We start from the raw sequence: 20,095 nt of genomic DNA on the forward strand, positions 1-20,095 counted from the left end.
TATTATCCTGTTCCTTTTTAACATAAAATTTTCTTACTCCACCATAATTTCATCAACAAACAGCCAGGAAGATTGATTCTCCCCTGGATGACCCGCTGGACATTGTCCAAGATTTTTGGCAGTTATACGAAGCGCTTTCACTTTTTGCTCTGCGAATTTGGCTGTAAAATCTTTTATCTGTGTATCTCTTCCTGCAGCAGGAATCGAATTGGTTATCGTTTTTACTTCCTTGAAATTAATTCCGTCTTCAGACACTTCAAACTTCACCCACTGTGGCAGGAATACCCATTGTCCCCAATTCTGGATACAACCCAACGTAATACTGCTAATAGCGGCCTTAGTATCTCCCAAATCAATGGTAGCAACCATGTCATTTCCACTAAATCCGTGCCATTCCTTACCGATATCCTTTGTCCCCCTAAAGCCATCCGTCAGGGTATTGGCTCCATTGGCAGGATAGTAGCGACTAAAAGCATTGGCATACTGCACTGCTTTTCCGGTAACCTTATTAAAAGTAAAGGATTGCTCCACTGGTTTGGCGCTCATCACTTTGTTATGCAGTGCCATAATGGCTTTCACGGTCATAGAAGTATGCACATCAAAAGGCTTTTCATATTTAATACTTCCGATTGAAGGCACACTTCCATCGGTAGTATAATAGATAACCGCATCGGTATTCTCTGTTTCAAGAGCAATGGATAGTTTGTCGTTTGCTACAATAGGTTTAATATCCACCTTGAAGTTACATTTTGAATAATGCAATCCCTTCTGTTCAAAACCAACCAGGTGGGGTTGCAAACGTTCGGTAAAATTTTGCCAGTCGCGTTGTTCCTTTACAGACCACAATACTTCTGCCAATGCGGGCATGCGGGGAAGAATCATATACTCTACCTGTTCGTAGGTAGGAATATATTCCGTCCATAAATTGGCTTGGGAACCCAATACCCGTTTTGCTTCTTCGGCAGTCAATTCTTTGGGGATCGGTTCGTAATGATATACTTTTTTCAAGGTGTTAAAACCGCCAATTGCCAATGGTTCCGTTTCAGGATCCCCCTGATAATGGTCAAAATAGCACGGTGATCCCGGTGTCATGATGACATCATGCCCCATTTTGGCTGCCTGAATACCGCCAGCCTCGCCTCGCCAACTCATAACGGTAGCTTCCGGTGCCAATCCACCTTCAAGTATTTCGTCCCAACCAATCATTTTTCTGTTCTTGGAGACCAAAAACTTTTCTATTCTTTGCATGAAATAACTCTGCAATTCGTTTTCATCTTTCAGCTGCTCTGTTTTCATTCTTGCCTGGCATTTAGCACACAGCTTCCAACTGGTCTTGTCAACCTCGTCGCCACCAACATGAATGTAGACAGAAGGAAAAATAGTCATTACTTCTGTGAGTACATCCTGCAAAAAGGCAAAAGATTGCTCATTGCCCGCACAGAAGTTGCTTTCTACTTTACTGGCATAAAAATTTCCTGATTGTCCGAAATGTTTTTTAGGATTACACGACAATTCAGGATAAGCAGCCATCGCAGCTTCTGAATGGCCTGGCATTTCTATCTCTGGAACCACGGTTATATTCCTGGCCTTGGCGTAAGCCACAATCTCTTTAGCCTGTTGCTGTGTATAATAGCCTCCATAGGTTGCTTTGTTGCGGTCGGCATTAAATTCCACTTCAGCCCAATTCCAGGATTTACCCCAATCATCAACGCGCCAGGCGGCCTGTTGGGTCAATTTAGGATATTTTTTTATTTCCAGACGCCAGCCTGCACCATCCACCAAATGCCAGTGAAAAACATTCATTTTATAAGCTGCCAGCAAATCGATAAATTCTTTAACCAATTCGGGAGAAAAAAAATGACGGCTTACATCCAGCATCATCCCGCGCCATTGAAAACGCGGATAATCTTTTACTGCCATGGCGGGAATCACTAAAGCAGCATTGGTACGTACAAAAGGCATCGTTTGAATTAACGATTGCATCCCATAAAAAATTCCTTTAGAATCACTCGCTTTGATAACAATGGCAGCACGGGACACGTCCAGCAAATATCCCTCTTCGGGAACACCCTTTTCGATTATAAATTGAATCTTTTTCTTGGCCGGTTTATTTATCGCCAACGAAAAACCAGAAATATTTTTAACATAGGATGCCAGGAAATCAGCGGTTGCTTTTAGCTCCTGGTGTGTGGCTTTGTAGTAAATACCAGTAGTGCCGTCAATCGTAAAATTACCCTGCAACATTTTTATATCAACCGGCTTGGGAATAATCGGAGGAAGTTGTTGTGCCTTCATTACTACTGAAGCCAGTAAAACGAAGAGTAAAATATAATTTTTAAGCGACAGAAATCTATTTTTTGTTATCGAATTCATACGTTATTTTTTATTTTAAAAGCTGTAAAGGTGTTATCCATTATTTCAGTACTTCCGTTATCTCTTTGGCTATCGGATGCTCGGCCTTAAAAGTATATCCCAATAATTTGGCAATGGTCTGGGCAAATTGTTCTTGAAATAATTGCGTTTTGTTTTTCATTTCTCCTCTTGCATCAATTGTTGGTCCCATTGCGGCAAACCAAATTTCGGAAGCATTCTGAATGGAACTGCCATGACTGGTCCATTCTGTTTTTATCGTATCCCCACGACCGTGGTCAGTGGTGAAAACGATGGCTGTTTTATTTTTATAGTGAGGATCGTTTTGCACAAAATCCCATAGTTGCTTTATCCAGGCATCAACCTGATGGGCAGCGTCTAAATAGGATCGATACTGTCCCGCATGTGCCCATTCATCTGTTTCTCCGTAGGCGATATACAATACGCTTGGTTTCTTGGTTTTTAATTCCTCCAAAGCTTCGTAGTGCGTGAAGACATCAAAACACTCATCCGTGTGCCACGGCTTATATGAATCTGCCATCATGCCGTTAATAAATTGCTGTTGTGCAGAGGGATTATTCCCTCCTACTTTATCAAAGGCTGAAGCTACCGGAATACTGCTTCTTTTTTCGTTAAGAATTCTGTCAAATGCTTCCCATGCCCCAAAAGCGGCTATTTTCCCTTTTAGCTTTGGTTGCTGATTTAAAAATTCCAACACCGTAACATGAGGATTGGCCTTATAGTCATTCGAATTGATTGCCGGATCAGCATAACCGGTCATTATTTCGCTGTACCCCGGATAGCTGAACCAGTGTGGGTTGGCATTATTGACCTTATTTCCATAATTTCTGTTCCCGTACAATTGCCCTTTTGAAGCAAAAACAGACCATATAAAAGGCATCAATTTTTCCCTGCGCACCTGAGTGTCCTCGTTCCAATATTTTTTAAAAAGATAGGTGCTGTCCCCCTGGTTAAATTTTCGGTTATTGGCAATGGCTGGATCCATCCCTTCAAATAATTCATGCCATCTCAACCCGTCCGTTGTTATGATAATGATGTTTTCCGTTTGTTGCGCATGAGATAAAATGCCAGTCAAAAACAATAATAGCAATACGATTTTTTTCATTTTCTTTTTTTATTATGTTATGAATTAAAATTGGTTTCTTATTTCTGGTAAACCCTTACGTAGTCAATTATAAATTGTTGCGGCAGTACACTATCATCAATCGGTCCGGGCCAATTGGCTCCCATTGCCAGGTTTATAAGCAAATAAAAGGGTTTGTGAAACGGATTATCAGGTCCTGAACCCGCTGCATCTATTGCAAAACTGTGGTATTTCTTTTTGTCCAAATAGACATCGATCGTCTGCTCATTCCACTCTATAGCATATACATGAAAATCAGTATCGTTGGGTTTTCGCTCTGTCCTATTTCCGTTGGATTTATTTTCTTTTGAAATGGGATCCGGATAATGAATGGTTCCGTAAATAGCTTCCGGATGGTTCCCGATAAACTCCATGATATCAATCTCCCCACATTTGGGCCACCCTATTGCTGTTCTGTTAGTCCCCATCATCCAGATGGCAGGCCAGATGCCACCTCCACGCGGTAGTTTAGCCCTGACTTCGATTCTTCCATATTTCCAGCCTACTTTACCTAAAGTATTGATAGAAGCAGCCGTATATTTAGCAATTGAATCTTTATATCTCCAATCATCACTTCCTTTTTCGAAAAATTCATTTGGATAATTTTCTTTCCTTCCTGTAATGGTTAGCACACCTCCTTTTACCAACACATTCTCTTTTCTGGCAGGAGTGTAATATTGCTGTTCCATATTACGGATGTGGCCTGCTTCATAACCCCATTTTGAGGAATCAGGCAAGCCCTCATAATTAAACTCCTCCCGCCACACTAATTTTAATTTTTTTTGTGCCGTTACGGAATGCGTTACAATCAGCATAAAAACAAAAAAAAGTTGAAAAAGAAAAACAGATTTGCTATTCTTTTCAAACAGGTCACTTTGATTCCTGTTACAATACTTTTTTAGTGGGAGTTTCATTTCTATTTTTTAGTTACAGTACCGAATCAAATATTTTTATCACTAAGAATATGGGGATGTTTATTGCTTACGTTGACAATCAACTCTCCAAAAAGCGTATTGGCCCAGGCAAACCATTTACGGGTAAAACGGGTTACATCATCCTTATGAAAGGACTCGTGCATAAACCCCGTGTCCGCATTTGTTTTGATCAAATTGCTAATGCACATTCGGATTTCCTTTTCATCCACACTGGTAATCGCTCTTAGAATTATACTCATTGGCCATATGGTATCGGCACCAGTATGAGGACCGCCAACACCTTCACCGGCTTTCCCTTTATAGAAAAAGGGATTGTTTTCTGAAAGTACTACTTTTCGGGTATTGAGATATAAAGGATTATTAGGCTGAATGGCGCCTAAATAAGGTAATGATAATAAGGAAGGCACATTGGCATCATCCATCATGTGAAAACTTCCATATCCATTCACTTCAAAAGCGATAATTTTTCCAAATTTTGGATGATTGATTATCCCGTTTTCTTTTAATCCTTTCTGAACCTGTCCCTGCAATTCTTTTACTTTAGAGACCAAATCAGGATCCTTCATTTCCGGTAAAGAGAAAATCTCCGCTAAATAACCGAGTACTTCAATAGCAAACATATTACTTGGAATTAAATACCCAAACAAAGTACTGTCATCACTTGGTCTAAAGGTAGAAACGATCAGCCCACAAGGCTTTACCGGATAACCGTAACCACTTAGGGGAACGCCATCGGTAGCCCAGGCAGTTTCACGCTGAAAACTGTAAGGCCCTTTATCATGCAGCCGTTGCTGTTCTTTGAACGTTTGCACTACTAAAAGCATGGCTTCTTTCCATTTTTTATCAAATAAGCTGGTATCGCCTGTTTGTTTCCAATACCCATGTGCCAGTCTGATCGGATAGCACAAACTGTCTATCTCCCATTTACGCTCATGAATTCCGGGTTTCATTTTGGTCAAATCATTCTTCCATTCGCTTTCTTTGGTAAAATCTTTATAAAAAGCATTGGCATAGGGATCGAGCAGAATACATTTCGTTTGGCGGTTGATTACTCCTTTTACCAACTCACCAAGTTTAGCATCTTCTTTTACAAAAGGAAGATAAGGCCAAATTTGAGCAGTACTGTCCCGCAGCCACATCGCATCGATATCGCCGGTGATTACATACGTATCCGGTTTTCCGTCAATGATTTCAAAATCGACCGTGGTGTCCAGTGTATTGGGAAAGCAGTTTTCGAACAACCAAGCCAATTCCGGATTTGCTATTTGTTTCTTGATGCGGACAATAGCTGCTTCTACGGCTTGACTGGTAAATTTTCTATCTGCCAAGGGAGGACGTTTACTAATGAAATCCTTTATTGGAAAATTAAAATTTTCAGATTGAGAAGCAAAAACTTCCGATTGAAGTGCCAACAATCCTGCGGATAAAATTCCTGTGTTTTTTATAAATTTTCTACGTGTCTGCATCGTATTATTTTGAAGTTGAATAAGAATATGGGTAACTACTCGCTGCAGTTCCTCTTTGTAAGTTAGGTGTGCCACTCATGTCAAAATTCAACTCCGCACCATTCAATACATCAAAATGATTGATAAAATTCTTTGTGTAGGTTGCATTATTCCATTGTAGCTCCTGAACATATTTATTACTTTCTGAATTATTTGGTGCATTTATAATTAACTGCTTGCCATTTTCTAATGTTAACGTTGTTTTTTTGAATAATGGAGCTCCAAGTACGTATTCCTCTGTGGCAGGACAAACAGGATAAAAGCCCATCGCAGAAAAAATATACCATGCGGAGGTCTGGCCATTATCTTCATCACCACAATAACCGTCTGCCGTTGGTTTATACAAACGATTCATTACTTCTCTCGCCCAATATTGCGTTTTCCAAGGCTGACCAGCATAATTGTATAAATAAATCATGTGTTGTATCGGCTGATTGCCGTGTGCATATTGTCCCATATTCATAATTTGCATTTCACGAATTTCATGAATAACAGAACCATAATAACTGTCATCAAAAACCGGCGGCATCGTAAAAACGGCGTCCAGCTTAGCAGTAAACGTTTTTTCACCACCCATTAAATCAATCAGGCCTTTCACATCATGAAAAACACTCCAGCTGTAATGCCAGCTGTTCCCTTCGGTAAAAGCATCTCCCCATTTGAATGGATTGAAATCAGCAGGAAAACTTCCGTCTTTATTTCTTCCGCTCATCAACTTGAGAGATGGATTAAAAACGTTTTTATAATTCATCATTCGCTTTTCAAACAAATTAATTTCTGCTTTGGGACGATTTAAGGCTTTCGCCAATTTCCAAATAGCAAAATCATCGTAAGCATATTCTAAGGTTCTTGCCACATTTTCATTAATCTTTACATCATAAGGCACATAACCCAATGTATTGTAGAACCCTGCTCCTTTTCTTCCCACTGCATCCATCGGTCCTTCATTGTTGGCTCCGTGTACTAAAGCTTCATACAAGGTGTTGATGTCATAGCCACGTAACCCTTTCATATACGCATCCGAAACAACAGCTGCCGAATTATTCCCCACCATCACATTTCTAAATCCTGGACTGGACCATTCCGGCAAAAAGCCTCCTTCTTTATAATCATTAATCAACCCTTCCTGCATTTCTTTATTTATAGAGGGATAAACTAAATTAAGTAAGGGGTATAAGGCGCGAAAAGTATCCCAGAAACCGGTGCCGGCGTACATATAACCTGGCAATACTTTGCCGTTATAGGGGCTGTAGTGAACAATTTTCCCTTTCGAATCTATTTCATATTGCTTTTGCGGAAAACAGGCGGTACGGTATAAACAAGAATAAAAAGTTTTGAATTGTTCGTCACTTCCTCCTTCCACCGTCACTTTCCCCAAAACTTTGTTCCACTCTTTTTTAGATGCTGCCACTGTTTCCTCAAAAGAGGCGTTACCCAATTCAGTTGTTAAATTCAACTCGGCTTGTTCTAAACTAATAAATGAAGACGCAACTCTAACATTTATCTTTTCTCCTTTTTGGGTTTTAAAACCAACTACCGCACCTACATGATCGTCTATTAATTCTAACTTATTTTTTTCTAAAATTTTGTCATGCCAGGTATAATTAAAAGAAAAGGCCTTGTCGAATACTAAAACAAAATAATTCTTAAAATTATTCGGCACACCACCACTATTACGGGTCGTGTATCCAATGATTTTATTTTCGGAAGGAATTATTTTAATATAGGAACCTTTATCAAAAGCATCGATTACGATTGAAGACTGTTCATTTTCCGGAAAGGTAAATTGAAAATGGGCTGCTCTTTCCGTTGCTGTCATTGCTGCAGTTACGTCGTAATCGGCAAGATAAACGCTATAATAATAAGGCTTTACAATTTCGGCTTTATGACTAAACCAACTCGCTCTTTCCTCTTCGACAAATGCCAATTTACCCGTCACAGGCATAATGGAGAACTGTCCATAATCGTTCATCCAAGGCGAAGGCTGGTGTGTTTGTTTAAACCCCCGAATTTTATCCGCAGTATAAGTATAGGCCCATCCATCTCCCATTTTACCGGTTTGTGGTGTCCAAAAATTCATTCCCCAGGGCCTGCAAATTGCGGGATAGGTATTCCCATTAGAAAGATTGGGAGAGGACTGGGTTCCGATCAAAGGGTTTACATATTCCTCCGGATCTAAAGCTTTGGTCTGTGCATCCCCAGTAACAAAAACAAAAAACAAACCACAAATAATTATTATTTTTCTCATACCTTATCAAATGTTGAACGTAATTTTATTCCAATTTTTAAATTCTAAGCGCTGATTTTTTAAAGCTACAAAGGCCTGTCTACTTTTTTCACGCCCCAAGTTGCCGAAGGTGTACTGCCCATATACAATTTTAGCGTCCCTCCTTTTACGATCATATCGTGAGTGATATAGGATTTTGTATACGGTTTCCCATTGTATTCTGCTTTTTGAATGTATATATTGGTACGGCTGTTAGCTATTGCTATCAATGAAAATGAAACCCCTTCTTTGTAAGTTACGGTTGCACTGTGTACCAATGGACTTCCCAAAATATAAATTCCATTGGCTGGATTAACAGAATAAAAACCCATGGCTGAGAAAACATACCAAGCCGACATTTGTCCTAAATCTTCGTTACCGCATAATCCATCCGGTTTGACGGAATAGAATTTATCATCAATTTCCCGAATCAACTTTGCTGTTTTCCAAGGTTGTCCAGCATAGGCGTACAAATAGGGAATATGGTGATTGGGTTCGTTCCCTTGCGCATATTGCCCGATCAAACCACTGATATCCGGAGAAGCTTCCTCGCCTTCCACTTTGTCTGTCAGTAAGAACAGGGCGTCCAGCTTGGCTAAAAACTTATCTTCACTTCCAAACAAATTAATTAAGCCATGAGGATCCTGCGGTACCAGCCAGGTGTATTGCCAGGCGTTTCCTTCTACGTAATCGTCTTTACGATGCGCAGATGACAGCGGATTAAAAGGAGTTCTCCAATTTCCATTGGATAATTTACCTCTCATGAAGGTTGTTTCTTTATCAAAATAAAGTTGGTACAAATTAGCCCTTTTTGAAAAATAAGCATAATCCTCAGTTTTGTTCATCGCTTTTGCCATTTGGGCCACACACCAATCATCAATGGCGTATTCCAAAGCATTTCCAACAGTTTCTAACATGGTATCGGCAGGAATGTATTGCAGTTTTTGAACATAATCCATTCCGTCACGGGTTTGCATAGCTGTTTTTTTTATGGCTTCATACGCAAGGGCGGTATCGTAATCCCGGTAGCCCTTTAGATAGGCATCTACAATAACTGCAATCGAATGATTTCCATTCATAGTATTTGTCTCATTGCCCATCAGGTGCCAAACCGGTAACCTACTTTGTTGCTGATAGATCGCCAGAAATGATTTAACAATATCATTAATCCGATCTGGTTGCGTAATGGTGTACAAAGGATGCAAAGCACGGTAGGTATCCCAAAGCGAAAAAGTAGTATAGTTCGTGAAATTAGCCTTTTCATATACCTTTTTATCTGTTCCTCTGTAATCGCCATTGGCATCATTAAAAATAGAAGGAGCAAACATCGTATGATACAATGCAGTGTAAAAAACCTTCATTGTTTTTTCATCGCCCTTAATCTGAATTTTATTTAATTCTTTATTCCATTTCGAATCGGCTTGTTGCACCGTTTTAGCAAAATCCCAATTTGGAACCTCCGCTTTTATATTTGCGGCGGCATTCTGATAGCTTACAGGAGAAAGACCCACTTTTACGAGAATAACAGTTCCTTTTTTCGATTTAAAATCCATCACCGCTTTCATGCGAACCCCTTGCCCCTGATCTCCTTTTACAGCTGCTATGCTGTCATATAGGTTAATATTTACAATAGGCTCCGAGAATTCCATTGCAAAATACAGCCGTTGATCGTTGGCCCACCCTTTTGAATTACGGTAACCAACAATAGTATTCTTACCCGTTTTTTTTATGAATGTTTCCATTGGTTTATCCCATCCGACACCATCGGCCAAATCTAATAAAATATGGGAATCAGCTGTTGAATTAAAAGTATATTTATGAAAACCCACTCTTTCGGTTGCCGTTAATTCCGCTTTCACTTTATAGCGATCGAGCACTACACTATAATAGCCCGGTTTACTGATTTCATTTTTATGAGAAAAAAGAGAACCGTAACCATTTTGCATATCCTCTTTTGTTATTTTTTTAAGCGGAACCTTTCCTGTTACGGGCAACAAAAGAATATCATTTAAATCTCCTATACCTGTTCCGCTCAAATGGGTATGGGTAAATCCCAAGATCGTAGTACTGGCATAATTATAGGCACTACACCAATCCCAGCCTTCAAAAATATTGGCAGGGCCCAACTGTACTGCCCCAAAAGGGACATTAGCACCCACAAAAACATGGCCATGTCCCGCAGAGCCTATCAAAGGATTTACATATTGGGTGCAGTCCAAATACGGTTTCTTTTTGTTTTTTTCCTGTGAAAATAAAGGAAGGACAAATAATAAACTGATTAATGTAATTCCTATTAATTGTGTTTTGTAAAATTTTATAAACATTGGTTTTATTTTATGCTGAGTTAAATTTACTTATTTCCATGAGAAAAAGGCGAATAAGGACTATTGATATCTATGAAGCACATCATACAGTGACATAACAGTAACGACAGGTTGCATCATTTTACCCTCGAACGAAATTCTTTTTTCTTCCCCTGCAGACAAATCGATGTAATTATCACTTAACTTTCCCTTGTATCCTTTGATTTTCACATAGACATATTTAGCAGATTTCATTGCTTTAAGTGTAATTTCATTCCCTTTTATTTTCCAGCTGATTTCAGGATCTTCCAATACCAAATCTTTGGGATGCGTAAGGTCTATTTGGGCTATAACATCATCGCGATAGGCTTCTTTTACGGCATACCAGGCCGCCTTGGGTTGTCGATTGTAATAATCCGTGACACTCCAGCTCACCGCTGGCCAGCAGTCGTTCAATTGCCAAACTAAAGTTCCCATATTGTACGGCGCCTTAGAACGGTGAATCCCAATAATATTTTTAAGAGAATAATATTGCAGACATTGGGTCAGATAGGTATAATCCTCAACCCTCATTTTTTTTATTTTAGTGGAATCAATGAAGTACCTATTTAAATAGGAATTTAATTTTCCAAACCCATTGCCAGCCTTCTGATGCCCTTTTAACACCCCTGAAAACAAATACCGGTCTTCAGGCAAACTCATTTTTTCTATCGTTGTGTAATTAGGCATCGCCTGCATTCCGTATTCACTGACAAATCGGCCTGTTTTATCTTTTACTTTTTCAATATCTTCCAATCCCCACCAGGTTCCCCAATAATGGCTGTCTCCTTCAGTAATGCTTTTTTTCCTGCCCCAACCGAACAAGGGCGAACTGCTGATATAAGGCCGGCTCTGATCCGTTTCCTTTACCCATTTAGGGATACTGTCCTGGAATAGCCGAACGTAATCCTTCCATAAACGGGTGGAGTCCTGTTTGGACATATTCATCGACTTTTGCCATCCCCAATTTTTAAAGGCTTCATCACTTTCATTATTACCACACCACAGAACGATACTGGGGTGATGCCGCAAACGCTTTACTTGGTATTTGACTTCTTCTTTAACATTGTCAAAAAAAGCTTTATCTCCGGGCACCATCGTTCCGGCAAACATAAAATCCTGCCAAACATTGATTCCATATTTGTCGCACAAATCATAAAAATAGTCGTCTTCATAAATCCCTCCACCCCAAACCCGCAGCATATTCATATTGGCATCTTTAGCCATTTTTATGATTTTTTCATATTCTTTCTTCGTAACACGGGAAAGAAATGCATCTGATGGAATATAATTCGCGCCTTTCATATAGACAGGCTTGCCATCAATTTTAAAATAAAATGATTTACCAAGGCTATCCGGCTGTTGTACTAATTCTATTTTACGGGTTGGGCTATAGACTTTTTCGGGAGCTTTTTTATCATAGGACTCTAATCGTACTGCTTTCCAAATGCCGCAAGTCGTAAATTTAGGTCCCCAATCCCATCCAAAATGATATTGCGCCTTACGCACATAGACACGGGGATTATCCGGAATTACAAACGGTAAATCCTGTTTGGCAAGTGAATCAACCTTGTTTTGGGCAGATTGAAATACAACTGTCAATTTATTTTGTCCGGGTCGCAAATATTTTTTAACGGCTACACGCCATTGACGAAACATATTATCGGCTTTCAAAACCAATTGATTATTCAGATATACATCGGCGTAAGTATCCAGACCGTCAAAAACCAATTCTACCTGTTTTTGTTTTAGGATTGAAGGATTCACCGAAAAAGAAGTTTTATATTCCCAATTTTTTTTTTCAATCCATTGCAGTTTTTTCTCATTGTCACGGTAAAATGGATCCGGTATCAATTTATTGTTCAACAAATCGGTATGTACTTCTCCCGGTACGGTAGCGGCATTCCATTTTGCAGTTCCTACCTGACGAAATTGCCAGCCACTGTTTAGTACCGATTTGTTTTGGGCGTAAATTCCCAAGGGCAGATTTGCTAAACAAATGAGAATAAACCAATAAAAGCCTTTTTTAGATTTCATTATGACTGCGTATTTAATTTAGGAACAGATTTCTTTTTTTATAAATGTAAAACTACTATGATTTGATGCTACTACCTTTTTACAAGGCATTTTTCAATTTGTTCGTTTGTATGACAATGCCTGTACATCCGAAAGTACTTTTGGCAGGGACAGAGAAGGTTTGCGATTGACAAACAAATGGATCCTTCTCTTCCCAAGTTCTGTAGGGTCGGAATAACTAACAATCAACCGCCCAAACATCCCTATTGCTTCTGCCAAATTTAATTTATAGAACTAACTGCCGGTGCTGTCTTAAAAGTATTTACAGGTAATTAGTCACTTAGAGTCGATTTTCTATAAAGGGTGTTGCATCTAAAGCCATTTTTTTCAGCAGACAGCAAAAAATAATTTTGTCTGTTGCGAAAAGAAAAGAATTACAAACAATAATCCCAAACCCATAGTTTAACTAAGAACTCCTGACACTTTCTTGTTTATCCAAAAATCAATAGCATCCTGTGATAAAAATAAGTCGGGTAATTGGTATACCCGACTCATTTCATCTTAATTATAATCTAAGTTAATTTACATCCCAAAAAAGTTTTGTGGTTAAATTATCTTTACTTTTAACAGTATTATAATTCACCGTATTGTAAACGGATTCGCTTGTTGGGTAATTCCAACGAACAGGAGGCTGGCTTTGTGGATTAGTATCCGTTTGGAAGCTTAATTGCGGTAAATTAAGCCTTCTGATTTCTGACCAGCTTTCAACCGGTTCCACCAAACTGTAATGAATCCATTTTTGGTTAGCAATTAATTTCAATTTATCAGCGTTCGTAATTGCCAAATCCCAGTTTACATTAATCCCGCTTATATAGGCTTGAATTTGCAGATCACTAGGAACAGTATAAGCTCCTGCAGTATTGTCGTTGCTTGAAGTACGCAATTTAGCATAGTATTCTGTCGATTGTTTAATTCCAGTTTCATACGCCGCTTTGGCAGCACCGTTATTTCCAGATTTCAAATAATACTCAGAAATTAAAAAACTAACGTCCGCAGCATTTATCAATACACCCGGGAAAAATTGGTTTCTACTTAAGGTAGATCTGTTATAGATGGCAATTGTTCCACCAGCTATAAGTGTCGTCTGATCAGCCGAAAGGGCCATTGGATCCAAACCTTTATAAACACCGGCTGCAGTTGCACCTGGCTCAAATATTGCTTTTAAACGTGGATCTTTGTTCACATTCATGTGGTCAATCATTGCTTTACCAGCTATATTTACATTCCACCCTTCAGATTCTAATCCTTCTCTAAAGCCTTTAGAATTCAACGGAGAATCCAAATTAAATACATTGATCTGAATATTATCGGCATTGTTTGTTACTACCGGGTAATTGGCTGAATTAGTTAAGATAGCTCCGATTTCAGTATTTGCTCTGGCTTGAAAAGTTGCTGCACCCGATGCTCTGGTAAGCATTCTTAATCGCAATGAATTACAATACTTTTTCCAAAGACCTAAATTACCTTTATTAACAATATCCTGCGTGTTAAAACCGGCTTTAATACCATCTTTAACAACAATAGTGTTCAATTCATCCGAAAAACTCTTTAAATCATCCAGCATCTTTGTATAAAGCGCTTCGGCAGTATCATATTTAGCCATCGAATTTTGGTAATCTCCATTATTAGCACTTAATTTCCCAGCCTCCAAGAAAGGAATATCACCATGTAAATCAATTACTTTCTGGGTGTGGTCATACAAATAAATAGAGGCGGTAATCATATAAATACGTCTCTCACTCTGCTCAGCAGCACTAAGCGACGAATAGATCTTTTCCAGCTCTCTGTATTGCGCCAAAAATTTATAATAATCAGCCCACCTGTCACTCACCCCTGCTGCACCAGGAATATACTGGTTGGGTGAATTAACCCACCCAACAGCTTGGGTATAATGAGTAAGCGTTGTTCTCAAAACAACAAAATAATTCCAATAAGAAGGCAAAACATAGTCTCTATTAGAGACTAAAAAACCTGTGAATTGCTTTTCCACCGTGGAAACAGCAACTTTAGAAGGGTCCGAATAGCTCCCGTCGAAGTCCGAATTTTCGCAAGAGGCAACAATCATCGCTGCTGCAATTGTTAAAATAAAAAATATTTTTTTCATAATGTGATTTTTTTAATTATGCTTATTTAAATAATCCTAAAAACTAGCTCTTAACATTAATCCCATAGTGCGAGTGGAAGGATTTGTACCGGAATTGGTAAGCGTTTGTGTCCATCTAGATCCTGCTGTAGTTTGCTCAGCATCCATGTCTTTAATTGTTCTGTAGAAATACAAAAGATTTCTACCAAATGCGGAAATACTCAATCGTGTAGCACCCATTTTTTTAGCAAGTGAAGATGGCAAATTATAAGATAACGAAACTTCTCTCAGTTTTATATAAGAGTTCTTTTGAACATATAACTCATAACGTGAAGAGCTGTATTGGGGACCTCCCCAGTTATAGGTGTTATTATAGTAATAGGCCTGCGAGATAACATTTGTATTTTTGCTTCCGTCTTCATTTACGGCATCCATCAGCATCCCGTCATTGTATACGGTTTCACCATTTGGTCCTGCAGCAGCTGTTGTTTGTACACCTTGATCACCATTTAAATAGTAACTTAATCCACCACTCGCTTTATCCATATACTTTGTACTTTCTTCCAATAAACCACGGCTAATCATCCAATTAATACCTGTTGGCATTACGTAGCCACCAAAACGGAAGTCTGTTACCACATCTAAAGTTACGTTTTTATAAGTGAAGGAGTTAATGAAACCACCTGTAACCTTTGGCATCGCATTCCCAACTTTGGTCATTTTGTCGTTATCCAATTTGTAGAGACCGTCAGAAGTCACAATTTTTTCACCATTGCTGTTTACAGCAATTGGGTGCGTATAAAAATCCCCCATTGGTTGCCCTACTGTTGATCTCAATTGTGCTGCATTTCCATCGTAATCAGCATGCAACAATTCAGTTGAGCCATTGGCTAATTTTTCAACAACATTTTTATTTTTGGCTAAATTCAATGTTGATTCCCAAGTGAAATTAGCAGTTTTAACAGGAGTTCCTGTTATTCCAATCTCAATACCTTTGTTTCTCAATGTTCCAACATTACCTAATATCTGGCTTGCTCCAGATGTTGGGGCTAATGTCAGATCCAATATCTGATCCCTGATTTGTGCATTATAATAAGAAAAATCCAATCCAAGTCTTCCACTTAGGAATTTAGCTTCCAGACCGAACTCTATTTCATTTTTTGTTTCAGGCTTAATCAAATCATTACCATACTTTGAAAAATTAGTATTGGTATATAGCACCGGGTTACCCCCACCTTGAACACCTAAAGTATTTTGATTGTAAGCGACATTAGCTCTATACATATCTGGGTAACTACCAACTATACCCCAAGAACCACGAATTTTAGCATAACTAACAGCGCTTGGCAATGTAAATAAATCGGATAGTATCAAACTTGAATTCACGGAAGGATATACAAAACTATTATTATTTGGGTTCAAAACGGATATTTTATCTTTCCTAATTGTACCTTCCAAAAAGAAATAACCTTTATAATTGGCATTTAACGTTCCCAAAAAAGCACTCTTTATTAATGAAGTTCTACTTGAATTACTATTTGGGTTATTATTAGAGGCAGCCAAATCAAACCAATTTTCAACACTCAAACCTCCATTTGTTGATCTGCTTAAACTCATTCCTTTATCTTTAGAAGCAGTATAGCCTCCCATAGCACTTAACTCCAGATCAGGAGTAATCTTTTTAGTATAAGTAAGCAATATATCGCCATACAATATCGAATACTGCGTAGAATTTAATCCAAAGGATCCTGTTGTGGTATTAAAAACCAAAGGAATTTCAGTACTGTTGGCACTTTCTGTTCTTGTAGACGTGAAATCTGTAGCCAGCCTACCACGAAGTTTCAAATTATCCACTATTTGGTAGTTGTGGGTCATACTGGCAATAACACGATCGCTTAACTCCACTTCATTATTTTCTTTTAATCTCCAAACGTAATCCGCTACATCTCCTCTGAATCCATTACGTATAATATTCTCCTCAGGCGTTAAACTTTGATTCGTTCCCGTTACAAATCGATACCCTAAACTTGTTTTGTATTTATTTAAATACCAGGTCCCGTCATCGAACCTTCCCATCATACCTGTAAAGTTATTGATCAGCCTGTCATTTGAATACGGACGATTATTGGTTTTTTGATTCACATAATTGATCAATAAATCAGTGGTCCATTTTTTTCCAACTTTAAATGAAGAATTCAAATTAGCTATGTTTTTGGTATTTGTAGCACCTAAACTAATCCCTTGATTGTCTTGGCGAGTCAAAGAAAAACGCATATTACTATTTTCAGAACTTTGAGAAATAGCAACATTCACATTAGAATTTATACCCTTCTGGTAAAGATTGGCAAATCCTTTTTGAGCTTCATAGGGTCTGATTATCCCATCCCAAGCCATAGTAGGCTTGCCGTCAAATTTTGGACCAAAATTGACACTGGTACCTATGAGTCCTCTTGTTTCCTTTATACCATCATTATCGGTATCATAATAAATAAATCCGGCAGCATCTTGTCCTGCATTATTAAAATTTACGGAATACCCTTGTCCTCTTACATTTTGATACCTTGGCAAAAAGGCAACCTCATCTACACTATAACTTGAGCTAAAATCTACCCCAAGTCCTTTCTTACCTTTTCCACTTTTTGTAGTAATCAGTACAACACCATTTACGGCCTCTGAACCATACAAAGCGGCTGCGGATGCTCCTTTTAAGATAGAAATATTATCAATATCTTCTGGGTTAATGTCTAACAAGCCATTACCACGAAGACGTTGGTCATTCCAATAATCATTATTTTTTACTTCTCCATCACGAATAGGAATACCATCTAAAACGATCAATGGCTGGCTTCTGCCTGTAATGGAATTTACACCCCTAATGGTGATATTTACTGCACTGGTTGCCCCACCTGGAGTAGCTGCTATACGTACACCTGGTGCTTTACCATACAGTGCCGCAGCAAAATTCGGCGAAGCTGTTTTTACAATTGCATCTGCCTTAATGGTAGAACTGGCATAACCTAAGGCTCTTGCTTTCTTGGATACACCCAGAGCAGTTACCACTACACCTTCAAGTTCGTTTGTTGAAGTTTGCATTTGCACCGTTACGGCTTCACCATTGTTGGTCTTTACTTCTATATTCTTTAGTCCGATCGAACTAATTACTAAAACAGCATTGGGAGTAACAGCTATTCTAAAAGCCCCATTCTCATCGGAAACAACCCCATTGGAAGTTCCTTTTTCTTTAATGGTTGCAGCCATTACAGGAACTCCATCGGAATCCTTAACAATGCCTGAAACCACTTTTTTCTCTTGTGCACTAACATCTTGATAATACATGGCTACTAGACAAACCAGCAGCAACTGTTGTAACAGTTTTTTCATAATAATAATTGGTTAAATTGGTTAAAAAAATATTTAGATTGGTTATTCTAATTTTATTATAGTTTTTGATGCGATTTAGCATCTATAGTTTCTGTGGAATCAAAATGCTCCATCACTAAAGCAGCGGCTCCTATAAGTTCTGCTTCATAACCCAATTGGGAAATTTCTATCTTTGTATTGTCGGAAATTTTAGGAATGCAATGTTCATTAATAGCCTGTTGAATAGGCGTTTCCCATATTTTGCCAGCGACAGAACCTTTTCCACTAAGTACAATTAATTCAGGATTTAGCAAATGAATCAGTATCGCTACCCCTCTTCCTATATTATAAGCTGTTTTTGAGATCAGTTCCACAGCAAACTTGTCTCCTTTTGCTGCTGCATCCAAAATAGCTATCGACGCTTCTTCCATATGATCAGTCGACAAGTCTTTCAACATCGACAATCTTCCATTTTTTAAACCCTCAATGGCTTTTTCAACAACAATAGTGAGCGAAGCCTCCGTTTCCAGGCATCCCGTTTTACCACAACTGCACATTTTGTTATTGGTAAAAATTGGAATATGACTGAACTCTCCCGCAAAGCCATTGTGTCCATTAAAAAGTGTTCCTTTTAATATCATGCCCAGTCCGATACCCCAGCTGATATTAATCACCATTACATTTTGTTTGTTTCTGGCCGAACCCAACTTTAACTCCGCCAGTGCTATTAAGCTGGAGTCATTATCAATTAACACCGGAATTCCTAAAAGAGATTCAATAGTGCTGGTGATGCTTTCTCCTTCTGGTACTTTTAAAAAAGAATAATTAAGTCCTTTCTCTATATCAACAAAGCCAGGCATACCAATACCGATACCGACAATCTTATCTTTAGGGATACCCGAAGCATCTATAAAAGCAATTAAATTTTGAGTAAGCTGGTGCAGTGCATCTGGATTATCATGTAATACTAATTCGATACTTTTTACTTTTCCCACGTAGTTGTTACGCATGTCCAGCATAGCAATACGGGTAATCATTTGATCCATTGCTACAGAAACCATATACAGCAGATTTGGTTTTAAGGCATACATCTGAGGCCGTCTGCCTCCTGTCGAAAGCGCATGACCCAGCTCTTCTACAACTCCTTCATCCACCATTTTATTTAGAACCCTGCTGGTCAGGGGTACACTCTTATTAATAAGTTCACTCAATTCTGCGCAAGAAAGCTCTCCGGAAAAGTATAAATGCTTTTGAATACCCTTTTTATATTTTGTTTCCTTTTCCAATTTCTATTCAAAATTTATAGTTACCATTTTCTCTTTGAAAATTTTTACTAATTTATAAATACTTTTTAAAAAAAGCAAAAACTTATTAAAAAAATTAAAAAGTTTTTGTCTTTTTTTTAAAACTAAAAGAAAAAACAAAAAAAGTGCCCATTTCATTGGCTTCGGCGATTGATTAAGATCTTCCACAACTAGCCATAAATTCCTTTTTTTACATAAGATTTGTAAAAATTAAAAGAATAACTCCTTTATTTTTTCAAAAATCATCAAAATAAATCCTGTAACGGATCAAAACTTTCTTAAAATCATTGACGACAGGCTGTCATTTTTTGGACAGCCTCCCTTCCCTCTGGTATTACGCTCACTATTATTCTTTTCCTTTAAAATAATTAGCTCCCCACCTGTCATATCTCTTTTTCATTGTCTCTATTTTAGTTTGAAAAGAAGGCCAGTTTTTATTTTCCTTTGGAGACCATAACACTTCGCTCAAAGCACTCAAACGCGGAAATATCATGTATTCCACTTTGGCAGCAGTAGGCATATATTCAGTCCAGACATTTCCTTGGGCTCCCAAAACATATTTTGCCTGTTGCTCGTTTAATTCTTTTGGAACGGGCTCATAACTATAAATTTTTTCTAAGCTGGTATAGCCTCCAATGGTCACTTCTTTTTCATCCTTTGTTTGGGAATGGTCCAGATACACATGGCTTCCGGGAGTCATGATTACCTGA

The 20,095-nt window shown here is 38.4% G+C and carries 11 protein-coding genes; all 11 read right to left on the reverse strand.

What is annotated here, in order from left to right; genetic code table 11:
• Positions 1–33: 33 nt before the first annotated feature.
• Positions 34–2,373, reverse strand: a complete 2,340-nt coding sequence (locus tag ACNQGH_RS10265; RefSeq protein WP_417955907.1) for a glycoside hydrolase family 20 protein — start codon at positions 2,371–2,373, stop codon at positions 34–36.
• 40 nt (positions 2,374–2,413) lie between these two features.
• Positions 2,414–3,496 (reverse strand): alkaline phosphatase family protein, encoded by a 1,083-nt coding sequence (locus tag ACNQGH_RS10270; RefSeq protein ID WP_417955908.1) that lies wholly within the window; start codon positions 3,494–3,496, stop codon positions 2,414–2,416.
• A gap of 38 nt (positions 3,497–3,534) precedes the next feature.
• Positions 3,535–4,428, reverse strand: coding sequence for a glycoside hydrolase family 16 protein (locus ACNQGH_RS10275; RefSeq protein WP_417955909.1), 894 nt, complete (start codon positions 4,426–4,428; stop codon positions 3,535–3,537).
• 26 nt (positions 4,429–4,454) lie between these two features.
• Entirely contained in the window at positions 4,455–5,915 is a 1,461-nt protein-coding gene (locus ACNQGH_RS10280; protein ID WP_417955910.1) for a glycoside hydrolase family 125 protein, read from the reverse strand.
• A gap of 4 nt (positions 5,916–5,919) precedes the next feature.
• Complete coding sequence (locus ACNQGH_RS10285) at positions 5,920–8,202, reverse strand: GH92 family glycosyl hydrolase (protein ID WP_417955911.1); 2,283 nt, start codon at positions 8,200–8,202, stop codon at positions 5,920–5,922.
• 65 nt (positions 8,203–8,267) lie between these two features.
• Entirely contained in the window at positions 8,268–10,544 is a 2,277-nt protein-coding gene (locus ACNQGH_RS10290; protein ID WP_417955912.1) for a GH92 family glycosyl hydrolase, read from the reverse strand.
• 60 nt (positions 10,545–10,604) lie between these two features.
• Positions 10,605–12,599 (reverse strand): beta-mannosidase, encoded by a 1,995-nt coding sequence (locus ACNQGH_RS10295; RefSeq protein WP_417955913.1) that lies wholly within the window; start codon positions 12,597–12,599, stop codon positions 10,605–10,607.
• 556 nt (positions 12,600–13,155) lie between these two features.
• Positions 13,156–14,742 (reverse strand): SusD/RagB family nutrient-binding outer membrane lipoprotein, encoded by a 1,587-nt coding sequence (locus ACNQGH_RS10300; protein WP_417955914.1) that lies wholly within the window; start codon positions 14,740–14,742, stop codon positions 13,156–13,158.
• Between the two features lie 36 nt (positions 14,743–14,778).
• Positions 14,779–18,102, reverse strand: coding sequence for a SusC/RagA family TonB-linked outer membrane protein (locus ACNQGH_RS10305; protein ID WP_417955915.1), 3,324 nt, complete (start codon positions 18,100–18,102; stop codon positions 14,779–14,781).
• Between the two features lie 56 nt (positions 18,103–18,158).
• Complete coding sequence (locus tag ACNQGH_RS10310; RefSeq protein WP_417955916.1) at positions 18,159–19,367, reverse strand: ROK family transcriptional regulator; 1,209 nt, start codon at positions 19,365–19,367, stop codon at positions 18,159–18,161.
• Positions 19,368–19,731: 364 nt separating this feature from the next.
• Positions 19,732–20,095: family 20 glycosylhydrolase (locus ACNQGH_RS10315; RefSeq protein ID WP_417955917.1), on the reverse strand; the 364-nt coding region annotated here is incomplete at its 5' end.

It is taken from the genome of Flavobacterium kochi (assembly GCF_048286715.1).
Taxonomy (GTDB): Bacteria; Bacteroidota; Bacteroidia; order Flavobacteriales; family Flavobacteriaceae; genus Flavobacterium.